The sequence below is a fragment of the Glycomyces algeriensis genome (genome assembly GCF_027622855.1).
GTDB lineage: Bacteria > Actinomycetota > Actinomycetes > Mycobacteriales > Micromonosporaceae > Glycomyces > Glycomyces algeriensis.
Genome location: NZ_JAPZVR010000003.1, coordinates 272,174 through 298,336 on the forward strand (window position 1 = coordinate 272,174; position 26,163 = coordinate 298,336).

At 71.5% G+C, this 26,163-nt stretch carries 27 protein-coding genes and 1 pseudogene; 14 read left to right on the forward strand and 14 right to left on the reverse strand.

Annotated elements, in window-relative coordinates; translation table 11 throughout:
- Positions 1-103: 103 nt before the first annotated feature.
- Entirely contained in the window at positions 104-1,327 is a 1,224-nt protein-coding gene (locus O2L52_RS07440) for a sulfotransferase family protein (protein ID WP_270114727.1), read from the reverse strand.
- Positions 1,328-1,551: 224 nt separating this feature from the next.
- Between O2L52_RS07440 and O2L52_RS07445 the strand changes: the two genes are divergently transcribed.
- The 4 genes from O2L52_RS07445 (at position 1,552) to O2L52_RS07460 (ending at position 4,844) form a co-directional block, all read left to right on the forward strand.
- The gene (locus O2L52_RS07445; RefSeq protein ID WP_270114728.1) at positions 1,552-2,169 is read left to right on the forward strand and encodes a type 1 glutamine amidotransferase family protein; all 618 of its coding nucleotides are present in this window, start codon (positions 1,552-1,554) and stop codon (positions 2,167-2,169) included.
- Complete coding sequence (locus tag O2L52_RS07450) at positions 2,166-2,624, forward strand: MarR family winged helix-turn-helix transcriptional regulator (RefSeq protein ID WP_270114729.1); 459 nt, start codon at positions 2,166-2,168, stop codon at positions 2,622-2,624. Before O2L52_RS07445 ends, O2L52_RS07450 begins: the two co-directional genes overlap by 4 nt.
- Positions 2,621-3,763, forward strand: a complete 1,143-nt coding sequence (locus O2L52_RS07455) for an epoxide hydrolase family protein (RefSeq protein WP_270114730.1) — start codon at positions 2,621-2,623, stop codon at positions 3,761-3,763. Before O2L52_RS07450 ends, O2L52_RS07455 begins: the two co-directional genes overlap by 4 nt.
- 88 nt (positions 3,764-3,851) lie before the next feature.
- Complete coding sequence (locus tag O2L52_RS07460; RefSeq protein ID WP_270114731.1) at positions 3,852-4,844, forward strand: hypothetical protein; 993 nt, start codon at positions 3,852-3,854, stop codon at positions 4,842-4,844.
- Positions 4,845-4,882: 38 nt separating this feature from the next.
- Here O2L52_RS07460 and O2L52_RS07465 read toward each other — a convergent pair whose 3' ends face one another.
- The gene (locus tag O2L52_RS07465; protein ID WP_270114732.1) at positions 4,883-5,344 is read right to left on the reverse strand and encodes a hypothetical protein; all 462 of its coding nucleotides are present in this window, start codon (positions 5,342-5,344) and stop codon (positions 4,883-4,885) included.
- Positions 5,345-5,472: 128 nt separating this feature from the next.
- Positions 5,473-6,294, reverse strand: a complete 822-nt coding sequence (locus O2L52_RS07470; RefSeq protein ID WP_270114733.1) for an SDR family NAD(P)-dependent oxidoreductase — start codon at positions 6,292-6,294, stop codon at positions 5,473-5,475.
- A gap of 73 nt (positions 6,295-6,367) precedes the next feature.
- Between O2L52_RS07470 and O2L52_RS07475 the strand changes: the two genes are divergently transcribed.
- Positions 6,368-6,829: a MarR family winged helix-turn-helix transcriptional regulator gene (locus O2L52_RS07475; protein WP_270114734.1), complete on the forward strand. Its 462-nt coding sequence runs from the start codon at positions 6,368-6,370 to the stop codon at positions 6,827-6,829.
- Between the two features lie 6 nt (positions 6,830-6,835).
- On the opposite strand, the gene O2L52_RS07480 is transcribed toward O2L52_RS07475, so the two are convergent.
- The 5 genes from O2L52_RS07480 to O2L52_RS07500 all read right to left on the reverse strand — a co-directional run bounded on the left by O2L52_RS07480 (position 6,836) and on the right by O2L52_RS07500 (position 12,225).
- Positions 6,836-7,828, reverse strand: coding sequence for an amidohydrolase family protein (locus O2L52_RS07480; RefSeq protein WP_270114735.1), 993 nt, complete (start codon positions 7,826-7,828; stop codon positions 6,836-6,838).
- 9 nt (positions 7,829-7,837) lie between these two features.
- Positions 7,838-9,421 (reverse strand): Na+/H+ antiporter, encoded by a 1,584-nt coding sequence (locus O2L52_RS07485; protein WP_270114736.1) that lies wholly within the window; start codon positions 9,419-9,421, stop codon positions 7,838-7,840.
- A 95-nt stretch (positions 9,422-9,516) separates the two neighbouring features.
- Positions 9,517-10,503 carry an aldo/keto reductase gene (locus tag O2L52_RS07490; RefSeq protein ID WP_270114737.1) on the reverse strand — a complete coding sequence of 329 codons (987 nt, stop codon included), beginning with the start codon at positions 10,501-10,503 and terminating at the stop codon, positions 9,517-9,519.
- Positions 10,504-10,545: 42 nt separating this feature from the next.
- Positions 10,546-11,184: an NAD(P)H-binding protein gene (locus tag O2L52_RS07495; protein WP_270114738.1), complete on the reverse strand. Its 639-nt coding sequence runs from the start codon at positions 11,182-11,184 to the stop codon at positions 10,546-10,548.
- 24 nt (positions 11,185-11,208) lie between these two features.
- Complete coding sequence (locus O2L52_RS07500; RefSeq protein ID WP_270114739.1) at positions 11,209-12,225, reverse strand: zinc-dependent alcohol dehydrogenase family protein; 1,017 nt, start codon at positions 12,223-12,225, stop codon at positions 11,209-11,211.
- A 177-nt stretch (positions 12,226-12,402) separates the two neighbouring features.
- Here O2L52_RS07500 and O2L52_RS07505 point away from each other — a divergent pair, with 177 nt between their 5' ends.
- The 5 genes and pseudogenes from O2L52_RS07505 to O2L52_RS07525 all read left to right on the forward strand — a co-directional run bounded on the left by O2L52_RS07505 (position 12,403) and on the right by O2L52_RS07525 (position 16,420).
- A complete protein-coding gene (locus O2L52_RS07505) occupies positions 12,403-13,281 on the forward strand; it encodes a helix-turn-helix transcriptional regulator (RefSeq protein WP_270114740.1) in 879 nt (292 codons plus the stop codon).
- A gap of 45 nt (positions 13,282-13,326) precedes the next feature.
- A pseudogene (locus O2L52_RS07510) lies at positions 13,327-13,664 on the forward strand (carboxymuconolactone decarboxylase family protein).
- Between the two features lie 252 nt (positions 13,665-13,916).
- The gene (locus O2L52_RS07515) at positions 13,917-14,453 is read left to right on the forward strand and encodes an EF-hand domain-containing protein (RefSeq protein ID WP_270114741.1); all 537 of its coding nucleotides are present in this window, start codon (positions 13,917-13,919) and stop codon (positions 14,451-14,453) included.
- A 15-nt stretch (positions 14,454-14,468) separates the two neighbouring features.
- Positions 14,469-15,029 carry a DUF6875 domain-containing protein gene (locus O2L52_RS07520; protein WP_270114742.1) on the forward strand — a complete coding sequence of 187 codons (561 nt, stop codon included), beginning with the start codon at positions 14,469-14,471 and terminating at the stop codon, positions 15,027-15,029.
- Positions 15,026-16,420, forward strand: a complete 1,395-nt coding sequence (locus O2L52_RS07525; protein ID WP_270114743.1) for a pyridoxal phosphate-dependent decarboxylase family protein — start codon at positions 15,026-15,028, stop codon at positions 16,418-16,420. The genes O2L52_RS07520 and O2L52_RS07525 overlap by 4 nt, the downstream gene beginning before the upstream one ends.
- A gap of 6 nt (positions 16,421-16,426) precedes the next feature.
- On the opposite strand, the gene O2L52_RS07530 is transcribed toward O2L52_RS07525, so the two are convergent.
- On the reverse strand, positions 16,427-17,242 hold the full coding sequence (locus O2L52_RS07530; RefSeq protein WP_270114744.1) for a DUF1206 domain-containing protein: 816 nt from the start codon (positions 17,240-17,242) through the stop codon (positions 16,427-16,429).
- A 92-nt stretch (positions 17,243-17,334) separates the two neighbouring features.
- On the reverse strand, positions 17,335-18,273 hold the full coding sequence (locus O2L52_RS07535) for an AraC family transcriptional regulator (RefSeq protein WP_270114745.1): 939 nt from the start codon (positions 18,271-18,273) through the stop codon (positions 17,335-17,337).
- Positions 18,274-18,353: 80 nt separating this feature from the next.
- On the opposite strand from O2L52_RS07535, the gene O2L52_RS07540 reads away from it, so the two are divergent.
- The 3 genes from O2L52_RS07540 (at position 18,354) to O2L52_RS07550 (ending at position 21,135) form a co-directional block, all read left to right on the forward strand.
- The gene (locus tag O2L52_RS07540; RefSeq protein WP_270114746.1) at positions 18,354-18,887 is read left to right on the forward strand and encodes an anthrone oxygenase family protein; all 534 of its coding nucleotides are present in this window, start codon (positions 18,354-18,356) and stop codon (positions 18,885-18,887) included.
- A gap of 167 nt (positions 18,888-19,054) precedes the next feature.
- On the forward strand, positions 19,055-20,029 hold the full coding sequence (locus O2L52_RS07545) for a hypothetical protein (RefSeq protein ID WP_270114747.1): 975 nt from the start codon (positions 19,055-19,057) through the stop codon (positions 20,027-20,029).
- Positions 20,030-20,175: 146 nt separating this feature from the next.
- Entirely contained in the window at positions 20,176-21,135 is a 960-nt protein-coding gene (locus O2L52_RS07550) for a helix-turn-helix transcriptional regulator (protein ID WP_270114748.1), read from the forward strand.
- Between the two features lie 28 nt (positions 21,136-21,163).
- On the opposite strand, the gene O2L52_RS07555 is transcribed toward O2L52_RS07550, so the two are convergent.
- The 4 genes from O2L52_RS07555 to O2L52_RS07570 all read right to left on the reverse strand — a co-directional run bounded on the left by O2L52_RS07555 (position 21,164) and on the right by O2L52_RS07570 (position 25,500).
- Positions 21,164-21,718 (reverse strand): VOC family protein, encoded by a 555-nt coding sequence (locus O2L52_RS07555; protein ID WP_270114749.1) that lies wholly within the window; start codon positions 21,716-21,718, stop codon positions 21,164-21,166.
- Positions 21,719-21,919: 201 nt separating this feature from the next.
- Positions 21,920-23,203, reverse strand: a complete 1,284-nt coding sequence (locus tag O2L52_RS07560; protein WP_270114750.1) for a M20 metallopeptidase family protein — start codon at positions 23,201-23,203, stop codon at positions 21,920-21,922.
- Positions 23,204-23,401: 198 nt separating this feature from the next.
- Positions 23,402-24,724, reverse strand: a complete 1,323-nt coding sequence (locus O2L52_RS07565; RefSeq protein ID WP_270114751.1) for an FtsX-like permease family protein — start codon at positions 24,722-24,724, stop codon at positions 23,402-23,404.
- Positions 24,721-25,500 (reverse strand): ABC transporter ATP-binding protein, encoded by a 780-nt coding sequence (locus O2L52_RS07570; protein WP_270114752.1) that lies wholly within the window; start codon positions 25,498-25,500, stop codon positions 24,721-24,723. The genes O2L52_RS07565 and O2L52_RS07570 overlap by 4 nt, the downstream gene beginning before the upstream one ends.
- A gap of 61 nt (positions 25,501-25,561) precedes the next feature.
- Here O2L52_RS07570 and O2L52_RS07575 point away from each other — a divergent pair, with 61 nt between their 5' ends.
- A complete protein-coding gene (locus tag O2L52_RS07575; protein WP_270114753.1) occupies positions 25,562-26,125 on the forward strand; it encodes a TetR/AcrR family transcriptional regulator in 564 nt (187 codons plus the stop codon).
- The last annotated feature ends 38 nt before the right edge of the window (positions 26,126-26,163 follow it).

Consider the following 26,163-nt stretch of genomic DNA (forward strand, 5'->3'; position numbering starts at 1 on the left):
GCCCCGCGGCGTCCCCGCCCGGGCGGCCGCGGGGGGGGGGGGTGGGCCCCCCCGCCCCGCCCCCCACGGCCGGGCAGTCGCCTTCAGCGCGGCGACTCGGGGTTCAGTAGCGCTTCGGCAGTGCCGGAAGGTTCGCGACCAGGCTCGTGTAGTCGCCGAACGCCGTCTCGACCGCGGTCTGGGAGAGCCCGTACCGCGACAGCGTGTACTCGTGCTTGCGCCGCCGCGTCGGCAGGTCGAGCAGGTACTCGAGGTTCTCGGATTCGGCGCGGCCCCAAGGCAGGCCGAGCCGGTCGAACAGGGGCGGCACCTGGTTGCGGGCGTCGCCGGCGAGGTGCGGGTAGCCGACGTCGATCACGTTCTCGTTCCCCAGGCGCAGCCGCGACGCGCGCGCCGACGCGATCGCCTCGGTCAGCATCGAGAGGCAGGTCTCGCCGAGCACCTCGGGGTCGAGGCGGCGCTGGTACACCGACCACCCGACCTCTACAAGGGAGCAGTAGGAGCCCATCACGGTCACCGGGTCGCGGTGCGTCCACACCACCTTCGCGTCGGGGAAGATCTTGACGAGGGCGTCGAGCGACCACAGGTGGCACGGGCTCTTCAGCACCCACCGCTTGCGCTCCTGCCCGAACTGGAGGATCTGCAGCGCCTGCTTGAAGTACCGGTAGTCCTCGGTGTAGTCGCGCTGCGCGCACCACTCGCGGTAGCGCTTGAGCGGTCCGGTCATGTTCCACAGGAAGCTGTGGAAGGGAAGCAGGAACACGCACTCCTCAGGCTTGAGCGCGTCCATGAGGTGAATGTCGGGGAAGACCGGCACGGCCTTGTTCATCGAGGCGACCCACTGCCGGGTCGCGGCGATCGAGGCCTCCCGCGCGGCCTCGTCGGCATCGCCGGGCATCGTGTCGAACAGCTCCCAGAACAGCGGCGCGCGGTTGCCCTCCGGACCGGCGAGCAGGTTGTGCGCCAACGTGGTGGCGGTGCGGGGCAGTCCGGTCACGACGATCGGGGCGTGGATCGGCTCGTACTCGATCTCGGGGCGGTCGGCGATGATCTTCGCGACCTTGAGGCGGTTGGTGATGCGGCGCTGCACGTCTCCGCGGATCGCGGTCCAGCCCAGGAACGAGGCCTGCTCCTCGTCGGCGTAGCAGCCGAGGATGAACCGGCAGTCCTCGATGTACTCGCGGTGCGGCGCGGCTGAAGCACCGGTCGCCGCCTCGGCGGCGGCGACCATCCTCGCGATCTCCCCGTCGACCTTGCCGCGGCGACCGCGGACCGTGGGGGTGAGCAGGGCGTTGACGGTCTTGACGGTGAGGGTCGCGTGTCCCACGCGGATCTCCTTCTGCTTGTTCCTGCACGGCGGCAAGACAATCGGGGGTGAGAGAACCCGTTGAGCATAAGCGCCCGCTGTAGTCGAGGCAATACGCTCATCTTTCTGCAAACGGTCGCAATCCCACGCCGCTCTTTCCATTGGGCGGGGCAGGCGGGAACGCCACTTGACAACATGCTGTCAATATGACAGACTGTTGTCATACAACGAGAAGGAGCCCGACAATGGCAGAGCACGTGCACATGGCCGTCTACGACACCCTGGCCGACTGGGAGGTCGGCTACGCGACCGCCCACATCAACAACGGGAACTGGCAGCGCGAGCCCGGGCGGTACCAGGTGGTCACGGTCGGTGCGAGCCGGGAGCCGGTCCGGACCATGGGCGGCATGTCGATCACGCCCGACATCGCACTCGACGAACTCGGAGCCGAGGCGAGCGCCATGCTGATCCTGCCCGGCGCGGACACGTGGCTCGCGGGAGGCAACGGCGCCTTCGCCAAGAAGGCGCGGCAGTTCCTGGAGGCCGAGGTTCCCGTCGCGGCGATCTGCGGGGCGACCGCGGGACTCGCCGCCGAAGGCCTGCTCGACGACCGCCGCCACACCAGCAACGCCCCCGAGTTCCTGGAGGCCTTCGGGTCCAAGGGCGCGGCGCTCTACTGCGACCTCCCGGCGGTCACCGACCGGGGACTCATCACCGCCTCGGGCACGGCCCCGGTGGACTTCGCGCGCGAAGTGCTGGGGGCCCTCGAGCTGTACACGCCGGAGGTGCTCGCCTCCTGGTACAAGCTGTACGGCCTCGGCGACCCGGCCGGTTACTTCGAGCTGATGGGCGAGGCGGCATGACCCCCAGTCGCCCGGAACTGCTCTCGGGCATGGCGCTGGCGGTGTTCAAGCTGAACGGCCAGTTCCTCGAGATCGCCGAGGGACTGGCCCGCCCGGTCGGCCTGACCGCGGCGCACTGGCAGGTGCTCGGCGCCGTTTTGAAGACACCGCTGCCGGTGGCCGGCATCGCGCGCGAGATGGGCATTACGCGCCAGAGCGTCCAGCGCATCGCCGACATCCTGGCCGAGAACGGGATGGTGGAGTACCTGCCCAACCCCGCGCACCGACGGGCCAAACTGGTCGCGCCGACCGAGCAGGGCCTTGCGGCAGTGCAGCAGATCGGCCCCGCCCACGCCGCGTTCGCCGACCGGATGTGCGAGGCATTGGGCGACGAGCAGGCTGCCGGCATCTACCGCCGGCTGCGGGAGCTCTCCGATGCGCTGGAGGCCTTGGATTCGGGCGAGGACGGCACGTGAAGGCCGAGCTCGGCGGGGACCCGCGCCCGTGGCGCCTCGACGTCGACCAGTCCGTCCTCGACGATCTCGGAGAGCGCCTGCGGCGCACTCGCTTCGCGCCCGACCTGCCCGCTCGCGACTGCGGGGTGCCGGCCGCGCGAGTGCGCGCGCTCGTCGACCATTGGCGCGGCTCCTATGACTGGCGGCGGCATGAAGCGGCCCTCAACGCCTTCCCGCAGTTCCTCATCCGCATCGACGGCATCGATGTCCACTTCATCCACGTCCGCTCCCCCGCCCCGCGCGCGTTCCCGCTGATCCTCACCCACGGCTGGCCGATGTCCGTTGTGGAATACCTCGACGTCATCGACCTGCTGACCGCGAACGAGCCGGATGAGGGAACCGGCTTCGACCTGGTCATTCCCTCGATACCCGGATTCGGGTTCTCCGGCCCGATCCGCGAACCCGGCTGGGACCGGCAGCGGATCGCCCGCGCGTGGGCGGCACTCATGCACCGGCTCGGGTATCGGCGATACGGCGCGCACGGCAACGACGTCGGGGGGATGATCGCCCTCGAACTCGGCCGCGCCGATCCCGACCACGTCGCCGCAGTCCATGTGACGCAGACGTTCTCGCTGCCTTCAGCCGATCGCAGCGAACTCGCCGGGCTTTCGGAGGCGGACCGCGCGAGGCTCGACCGCTCCGAGCGCTACCTCCGGGAATCCGGCGCGTACCTCGCGCTCCAGGGCACGCGGCCGCAGACGCTCGCCCATGCTCTGAGCGACTCCCCCGCCGGGCAGCTCGCGTGGGGCCTCCAGCTGTTCGATGAGAGCGTCGGCGACGACTACCTCCTCACCAACACGATGATCTACTGGCTGACCAGCACCGCCGGATCGTCCGCGCTGACCGGCTACTTTGAGCCGCGGCAGGCGAACCGCCCGGCAGAGCCGACAACCGTCCCCCTCGGCGTGTCCGTCTTCGACGGCGACATGTTCCAGTCCGTCCGCCCGCTGGCCGAGCGGGACCACGCCAACATCGTTGCGTGGAACCGCCATCGGACCGGCGGGCACCACCCGGCGCACCAGGTCCCCCGGATCCTCGTCCAGGACATGCGGCGGTTCTTCACCGGCTTCGCGTCGACTCCACAGTCGCCACGGCCCTGAAGGTGCGGCCTGGGTGAGGCGGGCCCTACCGCGGGAGCGGTGGCCTGCCTCAGTGCGCCGCGACGGGAACCTCCGTAGCGTCGGGAATATGGCCGAAACCCCCTCCGCCGGCACCGTCGACCGCGCTGCGGGCTTGATGCTCACGCAAGGCGGCCGACGGTGGCACCGTCCGCTCGTCGCCCTCGGCATCGCAGGCGGCGCGGTCGCACTGTTCTCGCTCGCCGCCATACCCTTCGACGACCGCACGCTCCTCGGCGACAGCGTCTGGCTGAAGCCGTTCAAGTTCGGATTCGCGTTCTTCGCGTACGCGCTGAGCCTCGCATGGCTCCTGGCGCACATGACGCGCCGGCGCCGCACCGGCTGGGCCATCGGCACCGTCTTCGCCGTCGTGGGCCTCGTCGACTTCACCGTGGTCGTCGCCGCGGCCGCGGCGGGCACCTACAGCCACTTCAACACCGCCGACACACCGCTGAACCAGGCCGTCCAGTTCGCGTTCGACTTCGTGCCCCTCCTGTTCCTCACGACCGCCGCGATCGGGGTCCTGACCCTGTTCCAACGCATCGGCGACCGCGCCGTGACCGCCGTGATCCGCTGGGGCCTGGCGCTGTCGAGCCTCGGCATGGCGGCGGCGTTCTTCATCCTGTCCGTCGCCGAGCAGAGCGACCGGGTCCGTTCGGACGCCGACGGCGACGCGATCCCGCTCAGCGGCGGCCACGGCGTGGGCGATCCCGACGGCAACGGCATGCTCCTCACCGGCTGGTCCACCACCGGCGGCGACCTCCGCGTCTCCCACTTCATCGGCCTGCACGGCATGCAGGTCCTCATCGGCCTCGCCGTGCTCTTGAGCCTCCTCGCCCTCCGCCGCGCCTGGCTCCGCGACGACCGGGTCCGGGCCGCGATCATCCGATGGGCCGCACTCGGCTACCTCGGGATCTTCGCGACCACGGTCTGGCAGGCGGTCCGCGGCCAAGCCTTCACCGCCCCGGACAACGCCACCCTCATCGCCTTCGCCGCTTCCGTTCTCGTCGCGGTCGCAGGCATCACGGCCACGGTCCACCGAGCCAGAGCGACCACCGACTGAGTCGGGTGCACAGAGACAGGGCGGGTCCGCCTAGCAGGTCAGCCGACGACCTCATGGCCGCGGCAGCGCGTTCCACTGCACTCCCAGCACCAATGCCTGCCGCAGTCGACGCAGACCGAGAGGTTCTCGAGCTTGGAGGTCTGGCCGCATTCGCAGTAGTCGCGCCGGCCCAGCATCCGGACCCATCCGGCTTGGCCGCCGATCGCAGCTAGCGACGCGGCGACGAGGTCGCGAATCTCCGGAGCGTCCGCGAACGGGGAACGCTCCTGACCGGGCTGCTTCCACCGTTCGAACGTGGCCGGGTCGCGGTGCTTGCCATGCCAGCAGTACAGCAGGAAGAACGCATAGCCGTCGACGACCTGCCCCGGTGCGTCGCGCCAGTGGTCGACGAGCAGCTGCAGACGGTCCGGGAACCGCTTCGCGAAGTCGAGGACGATCGTGTTCGGGTGCTCGTGCTGCGGCTCGTTCGCTGCGTCTTCGAAGCTGTTGCGCGCGTGCATGTTGCCTCTCCGCCTGACGTAGGGGGCTTTCGGCCATCATATGGCCCCTGCGCGACCCCAAGGCCGCCAAGGAATCTGATTGCCGTTGCCCCCGTGGCGAAGCCACGCCGCAATGTAACGCCGACCGGTCAGGCGGCCTCGCGGTAGCGCGACGCGGGTTCGGGGCGGGTGCTCCCGGCAAGGAGCGCGCCCTCGGCGGCGGCGAGGGCGTCGAGTGCGGCGACCTGGTCTTCGAGGCCGGGGACGCAGACGGCCTCGCCCAGGCGGAGGCCCGCAAGGCTGGCCTGGACGACGCCTTCGGCCGACATGGCCGACGGGATCGTCTGCCCGCGACCCCCGTTGAACTCGGTCGCCACAATGCCGGGGCAGACGACCTGGACCCGGACGCCGGTGTCGGCGAGTTCGGCGGCGAGGAGGCGGGAGAAGGCGACGATGCCGGCCTTCGACGCCGCGTAGAGCGTGCGGGCCGGCGGCTTCGGCCGCGACCCTGCCTCGGCCGCTTCAGGACGCCGCAGTTCGAGGCCGGCGCTGAAGGCCAGGAGCGAGGCGACGTTGACGATGGTGCCCGCGCCTGCGGCGAGCATCCCGGGCAGCGCGGCGCGCGCCAGTTCGATCGGCGCGGTGCCGTTGAGGCGCAGCAGGCGGTCGACCTCCGAGGGCTCGACGTCGCCGAGCGGGGCGTAGCCGCCCGCTCCGGCATTGTTGACCAGGAGTCGGACGTCCCCGGCCGCGAGGCGGTCGGCGACGATCGACACGCCGCCGAGAGTGCCGAGGTCGGCCGGGAGCACTTCGACGGCGGCACCGGCGGCGCGCAGCTTCTCGGCGGCTTCGGAGAGCCGGTCGGCCCGTCGGGCGACGAGGACGAGGTCGTGGTCGGCGGCCAGGGCCTGGGCGTAGGCGGCGCCGATGCCTGAAGAGGCGCCCGTGATGAGTGCAAGTGTTCTAGTCATGACTCGACACTACATCAAGCAGTGGATTGATATCAAGCGCTTGATAGCGTGAAACCGCCTGTAGGATGTTGGCATGGGATCAGCAGAGGTGGAACCGAGTGCCGAGGTGCAGGCGCACCCCGTGATCTGGGCGCTGCGGCGCGCCGAGATGGCGCTGCAGTCGGTCAAGGAGCAGCGGCTGCGGCCGCTCGGCATCGCCCCCTCGCACTACGCGCTGCTCATGACCGTGCATGGCGCACCCGGCCTGACCGGAGCCGAGCTGGCCCGGAGGCTGCACGTCACCCCGCAGGCGGTGGCGTCGCTGGTCGCAAAGCTGGCCGAACGCGGCTGGCTCGAACGCCGCTCGCACTCCCGGCATCAGCACGTGCAGGAACTGCACCTCACCGATGAGGGCCGCAAAGCGCTCGAGGATGCCGACGCGGAGATCGCCGCCATGGAGCAGCGCATCACCGAGCGGCTCGGCGCCGAATCCGCCGACCAGCTCGTCGCGCTCCTCGACGCGGTGATGGAGACGGTCCGCGAACCCCAGTCCTGAGGCTGGTCACTGCGCCGCGTTCGCAAGCAGGCGTTGCGCATTGGCGGTCGTGAGCGTGCGCCAGGTCGTTCCCGGCGCCGGCGGCTCGGCGGCGTCGACTGCGGCGATGTGGGCGTCGGCCAGCGCGGGCGGGGTCCAGCAGTAGTCGCTGCCGAAGAGCACGCGGCCGGGGTCGGCGAGTTGGAGGAGGGCCGGGGCTTGGCGCGGGAACGCGGTTCCGGCGAGGTCGTAGTAGAGGGCGCGCAGCTGCTCAAGCGCGCCGGGCGCGGAGCCAGTGCCTTCGGGCAGGAACAGGTGCCTGAACTCCTCGATGCGGTCGGCGAGGACGGGGAGGGCGCCGCCGCAGTGGGGCACGATCACTTTGAGGTTCGGGTGGCGGGCCAGGACGCCGGCCATGAGCATGTCGGTCACAGTTCGGGTGGTGTCGAAGAGGTATTCGATCATGGGCCGGGGCCTGCCGAGGGTGGTCTGCTCCCATCCGGGCGGCGAGGTCGGGTGGAGGAAGACGACGGCGCGGCGGCGGTCGAGTTCGGCGAAGACCGGTTCGAGGCGCGGGTCGCCGAGGTAGACGCCCCGGGCGTTCGTGAGGAGGGCGACGCCGTCGGCGCGGAGTTCGTCGAAGGCGTGGTCGATCTCGGCGAGCGATCCGTCCACATCGGGCAGTGGGAGTGAGGCGAAGCTGCCGAAGCGGCCGGGGTGGTCGTGCACGAGCTGCGCGGTGTAGTCGTTGACGCTTCGCGCGAGGGTCCGCGCCGCGGCGTCATCGCCGAAGTGGACGCCGGGGGACGACATGGAGAGCATCGCGGTGCGGATGCCGTTGCGGTCCATCAGGTCGAGGTGGGTCTGGACGGACCAGGCCGGCCAGTCGCCCACGCCGTCGGGGTGCGCGTGCCCGGCGGCGGTCGCCTCCTGGACGTAGAAGCCGGGCAGGAGGTGGGCGTGGACGTCGATGAGTCCGGTGTCCATGGCGTTGGCGCTCCTCATGGTCTCGGCGTGCATGGTCGGCTCCTATTCGACTTCGCGGGCGGTCAGGCGCACTTCTTCGTCGTCCAGGGAGGCCTGGAGCCGGCGCAGCACGGTGTCGTCGATGCGGCGTTCGTCGCGCAGGCGCACGACGGTGGCCCGCTTGTGGTCGATGAGTGCGAGGCGCAGTGCGGCGTGGTCGCGGCTGCGGCGCACGGCGGGGTCGTCGGCGGTGCCGGCGCCTTCGGCCCGGACGGCGGCGAGGTTCGCTTCGTACTCTTGGCGCGCCCAGTCGACGACTTCGGGGTCGGAGCCGAGGTCGGCGGCGATTTCGGGGAGCGCCGCCATGGCCTCCTCGGTCGCGAGGGTCTCGGCGAGCGAGCGTTCCTCGTCTACGGAGGTGTCGCGGGGGATGCGGGCCCAGCGCACGATCCGCGGCAGGAGGAGGCCCTGGACGACGAGGGTCACGACGATGACCCCGGAGGTCACGAAGACGATGAAGTCGCGGTCGGGGAACGGCGCGCCGGAGTCGAGCAGCACGGGCACCGAGAGCGCGACGGCGAGTGAGACCGCGCCGCGGAATCCGGCGACGCCGCTGACGGTGCGGGTCCGGTTGTCGATCCGCAGGAGGCGCTGCTTCGGGCGGCGGTCGATCAGGCGGATCAGGTAGGCCGAGGCGAACAGGAACGCGAAGCGGACCGCGACCAAGAGGACGCTGATCAGGCCGATCGCGATGAGGGCGGTGCCGAGGTCCGATCGGCTGAGGTGCCGCAGGGCGTATTGGATCTCGACGCCGACCAGCAGGAACAGGATGCCGTTGATGATGAACGTGGCCAGCGGCCAGACGGCCATGGCCTGTCGCCGGTGCTCGGCGCGGATGATGCGCGGGGCGACGTAGGCCATGATCAGGCCGCTCACGACGACCGCGACGACGCCGGAGGCGTGGATGAACTCCGCGAGGAGGTATGCGGTGAACGGGGCGAGGATCATGACGAGGTTGCCCAGGAGCGGGTCGTCGAGGCGGCGGCGCAGGTTCATGTTCACCCAGGCGACGAGGGCCCCGACCGCGGCGCCGCCGCCGTACGCCAGGAGGAACAGGGCGCTGACGTGCGGGACGCTGAAGTGCTCCTCGCCCACGGTGATGCCGACGGCCAGGCCGAAGACGACCAGTGCCGTGCCGTCGTTGATGAGGCTCTCGCCGCGCAGCACGGTGACCTGCCTGCGGGGCAGCGACTTCGCGAAGGCGCCGACCGCGGTCGCGTCGGTGGGCGCGACGGCGGCGCCGAGCACCCAGGCCGGTCCCCACGGGAGGCCGAGCGCGTGGGCGGCGACCGCGACGGTCCCGGCGGTGGCGATCACCAGGAGGGTGCTCATGAGGACGATGCCGCGCAGGTTGTTGCGGATCTCCCGCATCGAGGTCGTCAGGCTCTCCCAGTAGAGCAGGACCGGCAGGAACAGCAGCAGGACCACTTCGGGCGGCAGCTGCATCTGCCGGACCGCGGGGATGAGGCCGACCAGGGCGCCGACGGCGAGGAGGACGAGCGGCGGGGCGATCCCGGACCGCCGCGCCAGGACGTGGCCGACCAGGAGGGCCGCGCCCAGGAGGACGACGAGTTCGAGAGCGTGCATCCCGGTGGCTCCTTAACGAGCGTCGATGGGCTGTGGCGGTGGACGGCGGGGCGGGCTCGGCGGCTGCTGGAACGCGGTGGCCGCCGAGCCCGGTCTCACAGGCCGGTCATCTTCTCGAGCGCTTCGGGGTAGCGCTCGCCTTGGATGCGGACCTGCGATGCGGCGCGCTCGATGCCGTCGAGGTCGGCCGCGGTCAGCTGGACGTCGGCGGCGCCGAGGTTCTCGGCGAGGCGCTCGGGCCGGCGGGTGCCGGGGATCGGGACGATCCGCGGTCCCTGGGCGAGGAGCCAGGCGAGGGCGATCTGGGCGGTGGTCGCGCCCTTCGCGGCGGCGATGCCGGCGATGCGGTCGACGAGCGCCCGGTTGGCTTCGCGCGCTTCGGCCTCGAACCGAGGGATCGAGTTGCGGAGGTCCCCCGCGGTGAACTCGGTGCCGGCGTCGATCGTGCCGGTCAGGAACCCCTTCCCCAAGGGGCTGAACGGCACCAGGCCGATGCCGAGTTCGTCCAGGAGCGGCAGGACCTCGTCCTCGGGGCGCCGCCACCAGAGCGAGTACTCGTTCTGGAGGGCCGCGACGGGCTGGACGGCGTGGGCGCGGCGGATCGTCGCCGCCGATGCCTCGGAGAGCCCGAAGTGCTTGACCTTGCCTTCGGCGATGAGGTCCTTGACCGTGGCGGCGACCTCCTCGATCGGCACGTCGGGGTCGACGCGGTGCTGGTAGTACAGGTCGATCCGGTCGGTGCCCAGGCGGCGCAGGGAGCCTTCGACGGCTTCGCGGATGTGCGCGGGCCCGCTGTTCGTCTTCGACGCGCCTTCGCCGGGCAGGTCGAACCCGAACTTGGTGGCGATGACGACCCGGTCGCGGACCGGGGCGAGCGCCTCGCCGACCAGCTCCTCGTTGACGTACGGGCCGTAGACCTCGGCGGTGTCGAAGAACGTGACGCCCCGGTCGACGGCGGAGCGGATGAGGGCGACGTGGTCGTCGCGGGTGCCGAGCGACGGCCCGTAGCTCTGGCTCATGCCCATGCAGCCGAAGCCGATCGCCGAGACGCGGAGGCCGTCGCCGAGTTCGCGGTGTTCCATCGTGGTGGGTTCCTCTCAGTGGTGGTCGCTTCCGGGCGGGCCCTAGTGCCAGGCGGGCTTGTCGCCTTCGGTGCCGGGCTTGACGACGCCGATGCTCTGGCGCGCCATGAGCGCCGGGTCGGTGAGGAGCCGCACGGCGAGGTCGGCGACGCTCGTGCGGGAGACCTCGGTTCCCAGGACCGGCTCGTCCCTCCCGAGGGTCTCGTAGTCGACCTCGTCCTCGTCGCTCAGCCAGGTCGGGCGCAGGATCGTGTAGTCGAGGCCGGAGGCCTCGATGCGCTCGGCCGAGGGCTTCGCCGCGGCCAGGTACGGGCCGATCATCGACGCGTTCCAGCGGCCGAACTCGCCGGGGACCTCGTCGTGGACGCCGATCATCGAGATGAACACCAGGCGGCGCGCGCCGCTGCGGGCCATGGCCTCGATGAGGCTGTCGGTCTGGGCGTCCAGGTCGGTGCCGCCGACGCCGGAGAAGACCGCGTCGGCCCCTTTAACGGCCGCGGCCAGCGTGGCCGTGTCGTTGACGTCCCCGGCGACGGCGGTGGCGCGGTCGGGGTCGATGCGGCCGAGCCGGTCGGGGTCGCGCAGGTACAGCGTCAGTTCGTGATCGGTGTCGGCGAGCAGTCGTTCGGTGACGAGGCGGGCGATGCGCCCTCCCGCGCCGATGATCGCGATGCGTGCCATCGGGAGTACTCCTCAGTGTCGTGTTTACGGTTGGAGCAGGACTTTGACGGCGCGGCGCTCGTCCATGGCCCGGTAGCCCTCGGCGACCCGGTCGAGCGGCAGGGTCAGGTCGAAGACCTTGCCCGGCGCGATCTCGCGGCGCCAGATCAGGTCGATGAGCTCGGGCAGGAAGCGGCGGACCGGGGCCGGGCCGCCGTGGAGGTGGACGCCGGTGAAGAACAGCTCCTCGCCGGGCAGTTCGACGTCGTGGGAGACGCCGACGTAGCCGATGTGCCCGCCCGCGCGGGTGGCGCGGATGGCCTGCATCATCGACTCCTGCGTGCCGACCGCTTCGATCACCGAGTGGGCGCCGAGGCCGCCGGTGAGCGCCTTGATCTTCGCGACGCCCTCGTCGCCGCGTTCGGTGACGATGTCGGTGGCGCCGAACTCGAGGGCGAGCCGCTGGCGGTCCTCGTGGCGCGACATGGCGATGATCCGCTCGGCGCCCAGCTGCTTCGCGGAGAGGACGCCGAGCAGGCCGACCGCGCCGTCGCCCACGACGGCCACGGTCTTGCCGGGCCCGGCCTGTGCGGCGTCGGCGGCGTACCAGCCGGTGCCGAGTACGTCGGAGGCGGCGAGCAGGTGCGGGATCAGGTCCGCATCGGGCATGCCCGGAGTGGCGACGAGCGTGCCGTCGGCGTTGGGGACGCGCAGCAGCTCGGCCTGGGCGGCGCCCACGAACTCGCGGTGCACGCAGTGCGACTGGTACCCGGCCCGGCAGATCTCGCAGGTGTTGTCCGAGGTCGCGAAGGAGCCGACCACGAACTGGCCGACCTCGACGTTCCGCACGTCGGCGCCGACCTGCTCGACGACGCCCACGTACTCGTGGCCGATCGGGTGCGGCTCCTCGACCGGTTCGACGCCGCGGTAGGCCCACAGGTCCGATCCGCAGATGCAGGTCGCGCTGAGCCGGACGACCGCGTCGGTGGGCGCGGTCATCGCCGCGTCCGGCCGCTCCTCGAGGCGGATGTCGCCCGGGGCGTGAATTACGGTGCCGCGCATGAAGGTCCCCTCTCTCTCGCGCCCGAGGGCGCCGTGACCGCGAACGGTCTCGGACAGGTCGGTCCCGCCCGGTTCATCATCGATCAAAGCGCGCCCGCGCGCCCTGTGGAACGCACTGTTGGGGGGTGTACTGGCAGGGCACCCCTCAGCCCGGTCGAACCGCGTAGCGTCGTCGGTGTGGACCACCGGGACGAAGTGCGCGAGTTCCTGACCTCGCGCCGCGCCAAGATCACGCCCGAGCAGGCGGGCCTGCCCGCGGGCTCGAACCGCCGCGTGCCGGGGCTGCGCCGCGCCGAGGTGGCGGTGCTGGCGAACGTCAGCGTCGAGTACTACGCGCGGCTCGAACGCGGCGGCATCGCCGGCGCCTCCGAAGCGGTCCTCGACGCGCTGGCCCGGGCGCTCGAACTGGACGAGGCCGAACGGGCCTACCTGTTCGACCTCGCCCGGGCCGCCGGGCGCACGCCGCCGGCGCGCCCGCGCCGCCGCGGCACCGGGCGGTGGAGCCCGCGGGAGAGCCTGACCCGGCTGCTCGACGCGATCGACGCCCCGGCGGTCGTCCGCAACGGCCGCCTCGACCTCCTCGCCGCCAACCGGATCGGCCGCGCGTTCTACGCGGACGCCTTCGCGTCGGCCGAGCGGCCCGCAAACCTGGCGCGCTTCTGCTTCCTCGACACCGAGCGGTCCCAACGCTTCTATGTGGACTGGGAGCGGGCGGCCGACATCATCGTGGCCATGCTGCGCGCCGAGGCCGGCCGCGACCCGCACGACAAGGGCCTCCAGGACCTCATCGGCGAGCTGTCCACGAGGTCCGAGGAGTTCCGGATCCGCTGGGGCGCACGCAATGTACGCATTCACGGCAGCGGCCGCAAGCGCGTCCACCACTCGGTGGTCGGTGAGCTCGACCTCGTCTACGAGGAACTCGAGCTCACCGCCGAACCGGGCCTCACGGTCCTGGTCTACACCGCCGAACCGGCCTCGCCCTCGAGCGAGCGCCTCCGACTCCTCGCCAGCTGGGCCGGCGTCGACCAGACCGCGACCGTCGACCAGGAGCACTGACCTTCAGGCGCCTTCCGCGCCCGAACCGACAGGGGGAACCAAGCAATGGCAGCATCGAGCACCGGCTGGACCGGTGGCCAGCAGGCATTCGGCGATTTCGCCCCGGACTCGTCCACTACACCGACCAGGTCCTGTTCGACGAGGTCTGGGAGCGGCCGCAGCTCTCCAAACGCGACCGCAGCCTCGCGACCGTGTCCGCGCTCATCGCCTCGGGCAATGTCGACCAGCTCAACTTCCACCTGCCGTTCGCCCGCGACAACGGCGTCACCGAGCAGGAGCTCGTCGAGGCCATCACCCACCTGGCGTTCTACACCGGCTGGCCCAAGGCGATGTCGGCGATGGCCATCGCCAAGAAGGTCTTCGCGGACACCGCAGAGGACTGACACCGGCGCGCAGGTCGGTGCTGCCCGGGCGCGAACCACATCCGTGTCGTGACCGGCGGGGTCCGCCGGGTGGTGTGCCGTGGAGTGGATCCGACCTGCGTCGCCGCCGGTCGCCGGGGTGCGCCGCCGGCTTCCGGGCAGCCGCTCGACGAAGCGGCGGCAGAGGTTACCGGCTCGTACTCCTGCGGAGTCGGCGCGGTGGATCGCAGACTGTCTCGTGGCAAGCGAACACCGCACTGCAGAGGAGCTTTCATGAGCGAGAACGACTACCGCGCGAAGATGCGCGACCGGTTCACCACGTTCGACGTCGATGGCGACGGGCAGGTGACGGCCGACGACTTCGAGGCGATGGCCCGCCGCGTCATCGACGAGTTCGAGGTCCGGGAGGGCACGCCCCAGGCGTCGGCGATCCGGGAAGGGGCGCGCCGGTTCTTCGTCGGCCTCGCCAAGGCCACCGACTCGGACGAGTCCGGGTCGATCACCGAGAGCGAGTTCATCGCCGGCGCCGAGCGGCGCCTGCGGGACAACCCGGAGGGCTTCGACGCGATCGTGCGGCCCTGGGCCCAGAGCGTCATCGCGATCGCCGACGTGGACGGCGACGGCGAGGTCTCGGTCGAGGAGTGGGGCCGGGCGCTGCGCGCCATGGGCGCCACCGAGGCGGGGATCAAGCGTGACCTGAAGGCGATCGACCGCGACCGCGACGGCCGGGTCTCGCTCGACGAGGTCATCGAGAGCGCGCTCGAGTTCTACACCCGTGAGCGGTCCCGCGACTCCTTCGCGAGCGCGTAAGCGCTTCGCGAAGCGATGGATCCGGTCGCGCTGACGCGCTGCCGCGACGGCATCGGGCAGTCCCTCGCCTCCTGGGCGAGGGACTACCTGTGCCGCCCGCACGCCGACCTCGGCAGGCCGGGCCCGGTCTGCCCGTATATGCCGCGCGCGATGCGGCTGGAGAGCGTCTACCTGGCGCTCGTCACAGGGCCGGACGCCACCGCGCCCCGGCTCGCGGCCCGCATGCACCGGTACCGGCGCTGGATGGCCGCCGGCCCTCCGGACCCGGATCGCGCGCTGCTCGTGGCCCTGCCCGGACTGGCCGCGGGCGACTACGAGCCGGTCATCGAGGCGACCCAGCGGCGTCTGAAGAGCGACTTCGTCGATGAGGGCCTCATGATCGGCGAGTTCCATCCCGGGCCGCCCGCGGCCCCGGGCATCCGCAATCCCGACTTCCGGCCGCTGTACGCGCCGGTCCCGCTGCTGGCCGTCCGGCGCATGGTCGCCGCCGACCGCCCGTTCCTCGAAGACGACCCGGGCCACCGCGCCGCCTACCGCACCCGCTTCCCTGAGAGCAGACGCCGTTGCACCACATGAGCCCTGACGAGTTCCGCCGCCACGGCCGCGCCGTCGTCGACTGGATCGCCGACTACTGGGAAGGTCTCCAGCACCTGCCGGTCACCCCCGGGCGGGAACCGGGCGCGACCGCCGCCCTCCTGCCCGACACCGCGCCCGAGACGGGCGAGCCGTTCGACGACCTCCTGGCCGACATGGACCGCGTCGTCGTCCCCGGGACCGTCCACTGGCAGCACCCCGGCTTCCTCGGCTACTTCCCCATGACCACCTCGGGCCCCGCCGTCCTGGCCGAACTCCTCGCCGCGGGCCTGAACACCCAGGGGATGCTGTGGTCGACCTCCCCCGCGGCGGCCGAGATCGAGGCGCGCGTGAGCGACTGGCTCGCCGAACTCATGGACCTGCCCGAGTCCTTCCGCGGCAACGGCGTCATCCAGGACACCGCCTCCACCGGCGTGCTGCTCGCCCTCATCGCCGCCCGCACGCGGGCCGAACGCGATGGCGCGGGGCCGTACGTCGTCTACACCTCCGAGGACGGCAACGCCTGCATCACCAAGGCGGCCCGCGTCCTCGGGATCCCCGATGCGCACCTGCGCCGCGTCCCGGTCGCCGCCTGGACCCGCGCCATGGACCCCGCCGACCTCGCCGCGCGCATCGGCGCCGACCGCGCCGCCGGGCTGACCCCGCTGGCCGTCGTCGCCACCGTCGGCACGACCGCCACCACCGCCGTCGACCCGCTCGACGCGATCGGCGTGATCTGCCGGGAGCAGGGCGTCTGGTTGCATGTGGACGCCGCCTACGCCGGGGTCGCGGCCATCTGCCCGGAGATGCGGTGGATCCACCGCGGCCTCGACCAGGCCGACTCCTACAGCACGAATCCGCACAAGTGGCTGCTCACCGGCCTCGAATGCAGCCTCACCTACTTCGCCGACCCCGCGCCGCTCCACCAGGCCATGCGCGTCACGGCCGCGTACCTTCACGACCGCGGCGAGGCCCGCATCGACTACCAGGACTGGCAGATCCCGCTCGGGAAGCGCTTCCGCGCGCTCAAACTCTGGTTCGTCCTGCGGGCCTATGGCAGAGAGGGACTGCAACGGCATCTGCGCGAAGGGATCGCCTGCGCCGAGGAGCTCGCCTCCTGGATCGAGGCCGACGAACGCTTCGAACTGGCCGCGCCCCACCCGTTCGGCCTGGTCTGCTTCCGCCATCGGGCAGGAGACGGAGCCGGACGCGAGCTTCTCGCCCGCGTCAACGCCGACCGCCGCCTCTTCCTGACCAGTACCGAAAGCGACGGCCGCTTCCTGCTCCGCATCGCCGCCGGCGGCACCGCCACCACCAGCGAAAGCCTCAAGGCCGCATGGCAGCGCATCAGCCAGACCGCGGACCAGGTCACGACCGCTGCCGACCCGGTCTGAGCGGAGTCAGACCTTGCGGTACTTGACCTGGAAGAAGCAGTAGACGCCGAAGCATGCGATGCCGAGGGCGACCAGCCCGAGAAGCCATGGGCCCCAGGGTGTCCCGGCCAGCGTCTTGAGTGCGGCGTCGAGGCCGCCGGCCTGCTTCGGGTCGTAGTTGACCGCCGCGGAGACGATCAGCGCGCCGGCGATGCCGTACGCGACGCCCTTGGTCGTGTACCCCGCCATGCCCAGCCGCAGCATGGTCCGGCGCACCGACGGGTTCATCTGCCCGGTGTTCAGGTGCTTCTGGAACTTCTTCTTCAGCCCGTAGACCACCAGGCCGATGCCGATACCGGCCACGACGACACCGGCCAGGCCGACCAGGAAGCGGCCGCCACCGGAGTCCATCATGGACGCGGCCGACGACTGCTGGCTCTGCGACTGCGACGCGTTCGCGCCGCTGACCACCTTGTAACCGAGGTAGGCGAAGTAGAGGTAGAGGACCGCGCGGCAGCCGGAGACGACGCGCTCGGCGATCGCTTCGCGCGAGCCGCACTCCCCGATCACCGCCTCGAAGGCCTGCCAGACGGCCATCGCGACCAGGCCGATGCTGATGGCGATGACCAGGAACTCGCCGGCCGGCTGCTGGGCGAGGGCCGTCAGCGCGCCGGACTGGTCGGTCTCACCGGACGAGCCGCCGAAGGCGACCTGCAGTGCCAGCCAGGCGAACAGGAGGTGGATGACGCCGTATCCGATGAAGCCGCCGCGGGCGAGGAGTTCCAGCGGTCTGCTGTTGGCCGCGCGCGAGGCGGTGCTGCGTACATTGAGGGTGGAGGACATGCCATTGGAGTTACCGATGGCGGCAATGCTCAAACGCGTTCCAGGTGGCAACGCCGCTGCGCATGCGACGACGCGGTGTCGAGGATGGACGCTCAGGAGTCGGCCCGTTGGCGGTAGGCGAGCGGGCTGTCACCGTAGTGGCGCTTGAAAGCGGTGCTGAAGGTGAACTGGCTGCGGTAGCCGACCTCGGCGGCGACGCGGAACACCGGCGCGTCGTCCCGGCGCAGCCGGTCGGCGGCGAGCGCCAGCCGCCACGAGGTCAGGTAGGACATCGGCGGTTCGCCGACCGCGGCGGTGAACCGCCGCGCGAACCCGGCCCGCGACAGGCCGACCCGCCGGGCCAGGGAGGCAACGGTCCAGGGCCGGGCGGTCTCGTCGTGCATGAGGTCCAGCGCCGAGGCGACGACCGGGTCCGCGCCCGCCCCGAGCCACCCCGCCGCGCGCCGGTCCGGGGATTCGACCCAGTGGCGGATCGCGCTGACCGTGAGGCCGTCCAAGAGCCGGTCCAGCAGGCTGGCCTGGCCGATGCCCTCGCCCTGGATCTCCTCGGCGAGCACCGCGATGAGCCCGGTCCGGTGGTCGTTCTCGCGCAGCAGGATCGTGGGCGGCAGCACGCTCAGCAGCCGCGTCCCCGCCTCGCCCACGCTGGGGTAGGTGCCCACGAGCAGCGTGTCACGGCCCTGCGCCGCGTTGCCCCAGGTGCGGACCCCTTGCCGCATAGGGAGTTCCAGGCTCGCGCCGGTCGGCGTCTCGCATCGGCCGCCGGGGTGGATGACCGCCTGCGGCGGCCGGTCGGGCGCGTCGGCGAACAGGTACGGGTCGGGCCTGGCGATCAGCAGCAGGTCGCCCGGGAGCAGCCGCACCGGATCGCCCGCATCGGGCGCGTAGCAGGCCGACCCCGACGTCACGGCGACGACCGTGAGCGGCGCCCCGTCCTCGATCCGCACCGACCACGGCGGCGTCATCGTCACCCGCAACAGGAACGCGCCCTGCGCGCGAGGGGCATCGAGCAGAGCGGTGATCGGGTCCATGCGACGATCGTAGACGAATTCGAATGAAACAGCGCCTTCCGACTATGGATGATCTCATCGGGATGGGCTTCGATAGAGCCATGACAGCAACGAACGCCCTCGCCCGCCCGACCCGCCGCCCCCTCCGCACCGGGACGCTCCTCCTCGCCACCATCACGACCGGCCTGACCGCCGGCGTCTATGTGGACTGGTCGAACACGATCATGCCGGGCCTCGGCGACGTCGACGACCGCACGTTCGTGGCGGCCTTCCAAGCGCTCGACGCGGCCATCATGAACCCGCTGTTCCTCGGCCTGGAGTTCACCGGCTCGCTCCTGCTCATCGCGCTGGCCCTGGTCCTCCACATCCGCTCCGGCCAGCGCGCCGCCCTGCTCTGGCTGTCCGTGGCGCTGGCGGCCTACCTCGTGTCGGTCGTGATCACCATGGGCGTGAACGAACCCCTCAACCAGCAGCTGCGGTCCGTCACCGAAGCCGCGAGCGATGCCGATTTCGCAGCGGCGCGGGCACTCTTGGACGAAGCACGTTGGACGGCGTGGAACACCGTGCGGGCCCTGGCGGCACTGACGGCCTTCGGCAGCCTCGCCTGGTCGCTCGTCATCCACCAGCGCCGATGACGCCGAAGGGGACTTCGCAGTCGCCGGGCCGGAAGCCTTTGCCGCGTACGGGTTCCGGCCCGGCCCGCGGGCGTCCCTTTCGGCGATGCGGCACCTTTCGGGGAGTCACGGACCGACCCCCCGAAGTTACCGTGGAGTAGTCATCACCCCTCGTGAAAGGCACTCCCATGGCATCGCTCGAATCGGACGGCATCGCCGTCGAAGGCACCCCACCGACAGAGGCCAGGCCCGCGGGCCGCCTCAACTGGCTCCGCGCCGTCGTCGCGCTCCAACTGGCCATGCTCCTCACCGGGACATGGTGGGTCTTCGACGCGGTCTACGACTTGGAAGGATACGGCGGGGACCACTGGTTCACCGCCGAGCAGTTCGCGTTCAACCAGTCCGTCATCTGGATCGTGGTGCCGCAGGTCGCGGTGCTCGCGGTCGCAGTCGTGCAGGTCGGCAGGTCCCGCTGGGGCCTCACGCTCCTGGGCCTCAACGCGGCGGCCGCGGTCTTCCAGGCGGTGATGCTCGGCGCCTTCTTCACGCTCGCGACACCGCTGCTCGTCGTAGCCGCCTCCCAGTGGGTGTTGCTGGCGCACAAGGAGACCCGTGAGCGCGTCCGCAACGGCTCCGACCCGCGGCGCCCCCTGCTGCCCGAAGCCGTCGTCCTCCCGGCCGCGGCAGCGGTGGCCGTCGCCCTCCTCGTCTGGAACCACCAGGTCAACGGCGTCGACCAGTGGCACCCGCCGCGCCCCTTCGACGCCGACGAGGCCCCGGCGGTCCTCGAAGGGGTGGCCGTCATGCCGGTGGACGTGCTCGAGAACGTCGAGGGATTCCCCGCCCCCACCGGCCAGGAGCTGATCGAGTCGCCGTGCGACGAGGCCCCCGGCTGGACCGAGTTCACGCTCGCCTACACGTACGAGGAACCCAATGCCGCCGCCGACCCACTCACCCAGGACGCGGTCGACGCGATGCGCGAACGCCTGAACGCCGAGGGCTGGGACGTCGTCTGGGACCAGGAGTTCGAGGCGAGCGAGCCGCCCCCGGCCGGGTACGTCATCCGCGGCGAGCGCGAGGACGGCGTGGCCATCGAGTTCCAGGTCTCCGACCACACCACCGCGCTGTGGATCAAGTCCGACTGCGTGCGCGATTCAGCGTAAGACGGACGGTGCATCAGCTTTCGGCGCCGCCGGAACGGTGCTCACGGTGCGCAAGGCCGGGCGAACGCCGATGGCTCGGCCCGGACGAGCGCGGGCCTTGGCGGACCAGGTCGGGATCTGTCCTCGTTGCGGGGCACAATCGCACCATGCACGACTCGACCGGCCGCGCGCTCGCGCTGCTCAATCTGCTGCAGTCGCATCGCCATTGGCCCGCTCCCGAGCTCGCCGAGCGCCTCGGCGTCACCGTCCGGACTGTGCGCCGGGACGTAGGGCGGCTGCGCGGGCTGGGATATCGGATCGGGTCCACGGCAGGGGTGCACGGCGGCTACCGCCTCGAGGCGGGTGCGTCCCTGCCGCCGCTGCTGCTCTCCGACGAGGAAGCGGTCACCATCGCGATCGGCCTGCGCCTGGTCGCCGCCGGGCGACTTCACCGCGGCGCCGAGTTCGCGCTGTCGGTGCTCGCCAAGCTCGAGCAGGTGCTTCCGGCGAGGCTGCGCCGTCGCGTGGGCGCCCTGACACCGGCGCTGCACGGCGTGCCCGGGGACGGCGGGGTCTCCTCAGCGGTGCTCACCGATCTGGCGCTGGCATGCCGCGACCGCGAGCGCGTTCGCCTCGCCTACCAGCCCGCAGGCGGCGCGCGACAGGAGCGGCGCGTCGAGCCTCATTCGCTCGTTCCGGTCGGCGGGGACTGGTACCTGGGGTGCTGGGACCTCGCACGCGGCGACTGGCGGACGTTCCGGGTCGACCGCCTGGCCGCCGTCGAGCCCCTGCGGGTGGGGTTCGCGCCGCGCACGCTGCCGCCCGAGCGGGTGGACGAGCTCATCGCGGTCGTGCGGACCTGGGGGCCGCGAACACTGGACGCGGTGGCGGTGGTGGACATGCCGGTCGAGCGGTTCACCGCCGCCTTGGGCGGGTGGGCGCGGGGCGCGACGGCCGACGGACCGGAGCGGACCCGTTGGCCGGTGGGCGGATCGAGCGCCCGCGACATCGCCTACGGCCTCTCGTGGCTGCCGGAGGGGACGCCCTACCGAGTCGAGCTCGCCGACGCGGATCGGGAGGCGCTGCGGGAGTCGTTGCAGCGCATGCTCGCGGCGCTGGACCGGTGACGCCGGCCGCCGGTCCAGCGCCGCTGTCTCAGCTCGCGGTCCGCGGGTCGGTGAGCGCGTTCATCGACTCGTGCAGGGTGGCGTTGATGTACTCGAGTTCCGGTGTGGTGAAACTGCTCCAGTCCTCCGCGGGCGCGGCGTCGTCGGCCGGCCACTCCCCCACCGCGTCGCTCGACCAGTCCTGGGCGGCTTCCGGGCGGTGCCGGTAGACCCACCACAGGTTCGCCGCGGGGTCCTGGAACCGGGCGAGGGTGTCGCCGAAGAAGTCGGTGGGGCGGGTGAGGACGCGGCCGCCGCGCTGCTCGGCGCGGGCGAGCACCGCGTCGACATCGTCCACGTAGATGCGGGTGAGCGCGGGCGTGAACGGCCAGTCGGGCTTGCGGTCGGCGACGGTGAGCAGTGAATCGCCGATGCGCAGCTCGGCGTGCAGGAGGAGGCCGTCGGTGTCGAGTGTGCGGGCTTCGGCGACCTCCTCGGCCTCGAACACCTCGATGAGGAAGCCGATGAGGTCGACGGCGCCGTCGGCGATGATGAACGGGTTCACGGTGTTCGACCCGGCCGGGACGGGAGGCATTGCGGTCATCGCTGGTCCTTTCGCGTACTGGTTGACGAGGCCATGGTCGCCGTGAACCAGGTCTGATCCTGTCCGCGTTCGGGAAGAAGCGGCCGACGAGTTCGAGACGCTCGCAACGAAGCTCACAGGCTGCGTCGGAACCTCCCTGGGCGGCCTCGTCGGCTGACCCGGCGCCCCAGTCCCTCGAACCACTAGCCCGACCCCGGGTGGTCAGCAGCGGGTGCGTTCGGCGAGCCAGCCGGACATGGCGCGGACGCCGATGCCGATGGCGGACTCGTCGGGTTCGAAGGTGCCGAAGTGAGGGAAGGACGTGGCGATGTCGGCGTCAGGGGCGCGGACGCCGAGATACGTGTAGGTGCCGGGGATCTGCTGGAGGAACAGCGCGAAGTCCTCGCCGTTGAAGGGCACTGAAGCGTGGAGCACCACCGCCGAGTCGGGGCCCATCGCCCGGCGCAGATGGCGCTTGAGTTCGTGGGCCTCCGTTTCAGGGCCGATCATGGCGGGGAAGGGGTCGGTCGGGAAGTCGACGACCGCTTCGCCATGGGCGGCCGCGAGTGCCGCGATATCCTCGCGGATCTCGATATAGCGCTCCTCGGGCCAGCAGCGGTAGGCCAGGCCCACTTCGGCGCCGTCCGCGGTCTCGCTTTCGACCCAGGCTTGCGCGGTGATGAACCGCGCCAGGGGACCGTCTTCGGTCTGCAGCGCCTCGGTCAGCGCCTCCAGGTCCTCTGAACCGGCCGGCAGCGGCACCGTGCTGAGCCCCTTGACGTCACCGGCCAACCGGGCCGCGCGCTCGCTCGCGCCCGGGCCGGTGAGGACGATGGTGCCGCGGTCTTGACCGGGCAGTCCGACGCCGGGGTTGATGCCGAAGGTGCCGACCGGCATCGCGGCGCAGTGGAGGGCGTGGATCTCCTCAGGACCGGTGTTCAGAACGCCGTCGGCGAGCATCGCGCGGGCGCCGGTCAAGTTCTCCTCGGCGGGCTGGAAGACGAAGACGACGGTACCGCTCAGCCGGTGGCGCAGTCGCGCGAGGATTTGCGCGACGCCGACGCCGATGGCCGTGTGCAGGTCGTGCCCGCACAGGTGGGCAGTGTCGACCCCGCCGCCGATCTGGTCCTGCGCCGGCACGGCGTCCATGTCGGCGCGGTAGGCCACCGTGCGGCCCGGGAGTCGTCCTTTGAGGATGCCGATGACGCCGTTGCCGCCCACACCGGTGGTGACGGTCAGCCCGGCCGCGGTCAGGATCTCGGCCACGCGCGCACCGGTGCGGGTCTCTTCGCCCGCCGCTTCGGGATGGGCGTGGAGGTCGCGGCGGAGTGCGACGAGGTCGGCTTCGAAGCGGGCCGCGGTCGTGTCGATCAGGCGCTGGAGCAGAACCGAACCGGTGGCGTCGGCGGCCGCGGCCTGGGCCGGGTCGGAGGCGGCTACAGCTGCGGCAGTCGCCGCGCCGATCACGGCTCGCCGAGTCAGGGCGGTGTCTTTCAAGCGGGACATGGGTTTCCTCCACTGTCAGCGGCAGTAGCCGCGGGGTGTCGACAGTGTTGATTCTGCTGAGGACGGAGGCGCGGCGCAGTCATGCACGCCCCCGCATCCGCAGGGACGCTGCCCCCCGGTCCCGAGGGACTCCAACCCCCAGGTCTACGTATCGCGGCCCCGACGGGCGCCGCCCGATCGAGCGGCGCCCGCGCGGGCTCAAGCGGTGCGGATGGCGCGGCGGCCCGCCACCGCGGTCACGCCGAGCGTCACTCCGGCTCCGACGAGGATCGCGAGGAGGTACGGCAGCGGGGCCATCGCGGACCACGCGTCGCCGGTCTTCACGATCGCGAACGGGAGGATGCTCAGGAGGGCGCCAGCGCTGCCGGCGACGACGCTGACGGTCGTGGCGGCCGCCGCTTCGCCGATGAGCATCCGCCGGGACTGGCGCCCGGTGGACCCGATCAGTGACATCGACGCGAACTCGGTCTTGCGGCGCGCGATCGAGGCGATGAGGTTGTTGGACAGGGCGATCGCCATGAACGCTGCGATCAGGACCACCACCAGGTAGTTGATCGCGGCCATCACCTGGCCGGTGCTGTCGTCCGCTCCGTACTGGTTCTCGATGCCCTGCATGCCGAGTGTTCCCGCGGCGACACCGACGAACAGCGTCAGGAACGTGACCGTGGGACGGACGCGCTCGGGGGCGGCGGCGAGGTTGAGGGCGGCCAGGTGCCCGGGGGCGGTGCGCCGCAGGCCGGGGAACCGCCGGAAGGCGGCGTCCGCGACGGCGGTGAGCTCGGGCGCGAGCACACAGAGGCCGGCGGCCACGAGGACGCAGCCGGGTCCGGTGAGCGCGGTGGTCAGGATGTCGTCAGGGTCGATCCACAGCACGGTGACCGAGGAGGCGAGCCCCGCGCCGATCACGATCAAGGCGGCGGTACGGCGGGCCCGGCCCGATCTGCGGCGCGCGGCGCCCGGGGCGGGCGAGACGTCGGCGACGGGGCTGCGGGCGGCGATCGTGCGGCTGCCGAGCCAGGCCGCGGCGACACCAGCGGCCAGGACCAGGGCCGCACCGCCCAGCGGGAGGAGCGCGCCCGGGGCGAAGACCGTCCCGTCGGCCGTCAGGCCCGCGCGGTGCAGGAGCGCCAGCAGCATCCGGCCGAGGAGGTACCCGAGGCCGAGGCCCGGGACCGCGGCGATGACCGCGACGGCCGCGGTCTCGGCGGCGACCATGCGCCGCACCTGTGTCGGGGTCGCGCCGACCAGGCGGATGCCCGCGATCTCGCCGGCGCGGCCCTGGAGCGCCACGCCGATCGTGGAGACCATGGCGAACAGGACGATGGCGCAGATCCATCCGCCCATGATGATCGGGAACTGCACCAGGAAGTCGCGGTCGGCCGCGGCGGTGCGGTCGGCGAGGCCGGTCCCGAGCAGGCCCGCCATGGCGGTCACCAGGACGGTGCCCGCCATCGCGACGAGCCCGGTGGCGACCGCGGCGGTGCGGTGATGGGCGAAGGAGCGCAGTGCGAGGGCGATCATCGCTGCCCCGCAGGCAGGTTCGAGGCCCGCTCGGCGGATTCGACGAGGGTGGCCATGCGGCTCGCGACGTCCCGCGCGGTGGGGCGGGCGACGCGGTCGACGATCGAGCCGTCGGCGAGGAACAGCACCTCGTCGGAGAACGAGGCGGCGACGGGGTCGTGGGTGACCATGATGATCGTCTGGCCGTTGTCCGCGAGCGAGCGCATGAGAGTGAGCACTTCGCGGGCGCTGCGGATGTCGAGGGCGCCGGTCGGTTCGTCGGCGAAGACGATCCCGGGGTCGGTGATCAGGGCGCGGGCGATCGCGACGCGCTGCTTCTGGCCGCCGGAGAGCTGATCGGGCCGGTTCCCGGCCCGCTCGCCCAGGCCGACGCGGGCGAGCAGAGCGTTAGTGCGGGCGCGGTCGGGCCGGCGTCCGTCAAGGCGGAGCGTGAGTTCGACGTTCTCCACGGTGGAGAGCGCGGGCAGCAGGTTGAAGGACTGGAACACGAAGCCGATCCGGCGCCGCCGCAGGCGGGCGAGTTCGTCCTGGTCGAGTGCGGCGATCCGGCGGCCGTCGAGTTCGACGGTGCCGGAGGTGGGCGTCTGCAGCCCGGCGGCGCAGTGCAGGAGCGTGGTCTTGCCGGAGCCCGAGGGCCCCATGATCGCGGTGAAGGACGCGGCGGCGATGTCGAGGCCGACCCCGCGGAGCGCGTGGACCGGTCCGCTCTCGCCCGGGTATTCGCAGCGCAGGTCGCGGACGCGGAGCACCGGCGGTGCGGCCGGAATGCGGGTCATGCTTCTCCTCAAGAGGTAAACGATTGTTTTAAACGAACGTTTACATACTAATGTAGGGGGCATGGGCAACAAAGACAAGCTTCTTTCCGCGGCAAGGGAGTGCCTGCTGTCACTCGGGTACACGAACACCACGGTGCGCGAGCTGGTGAAGGCCTCGGGCGCGAACCAGGCGTCGATCAACTACCACTTCGGCTCCAAGGAGCGGCTGCTCACCGGCGCCTTGCAGGAGCTCAACCGCGAGTGGGGCGAGGTCCTGTTCGCCGCGCTCGGGGGCCCGGAGCGGCAGGGCGCCCCGGAAGAGCACGAGGCGCGCTGGGCGCGCATCATCGACTCCATTCAGGAGCATCGCTCGCTCTGGTTCGTGAACTTCGAGGCGGTCTCTGCCGCGCGCCACGACGAGGAGATCAGGACGATGATCGTCGAGGGGCAGCGGCAGTCCAGGGTCTCGCTGGCCCGCGCGTTCGCGGGCCTCGACCCCGATACCGCCGCCTCCGGGACGGTCTTGGCCGTGGGCTCGCACTACTACTCGCTCCTCGTCGGCGTGGCCGCCCAGTGGCTCGCCGACCCCGACAGCGCGCCTAGCGCGGCGCAGGTCGTCGCCGCCGACACGCGCTCGCGCCCGTAAAGGCCGGTCGAGAACCCTCGGCCGTCCAGCGATACGAA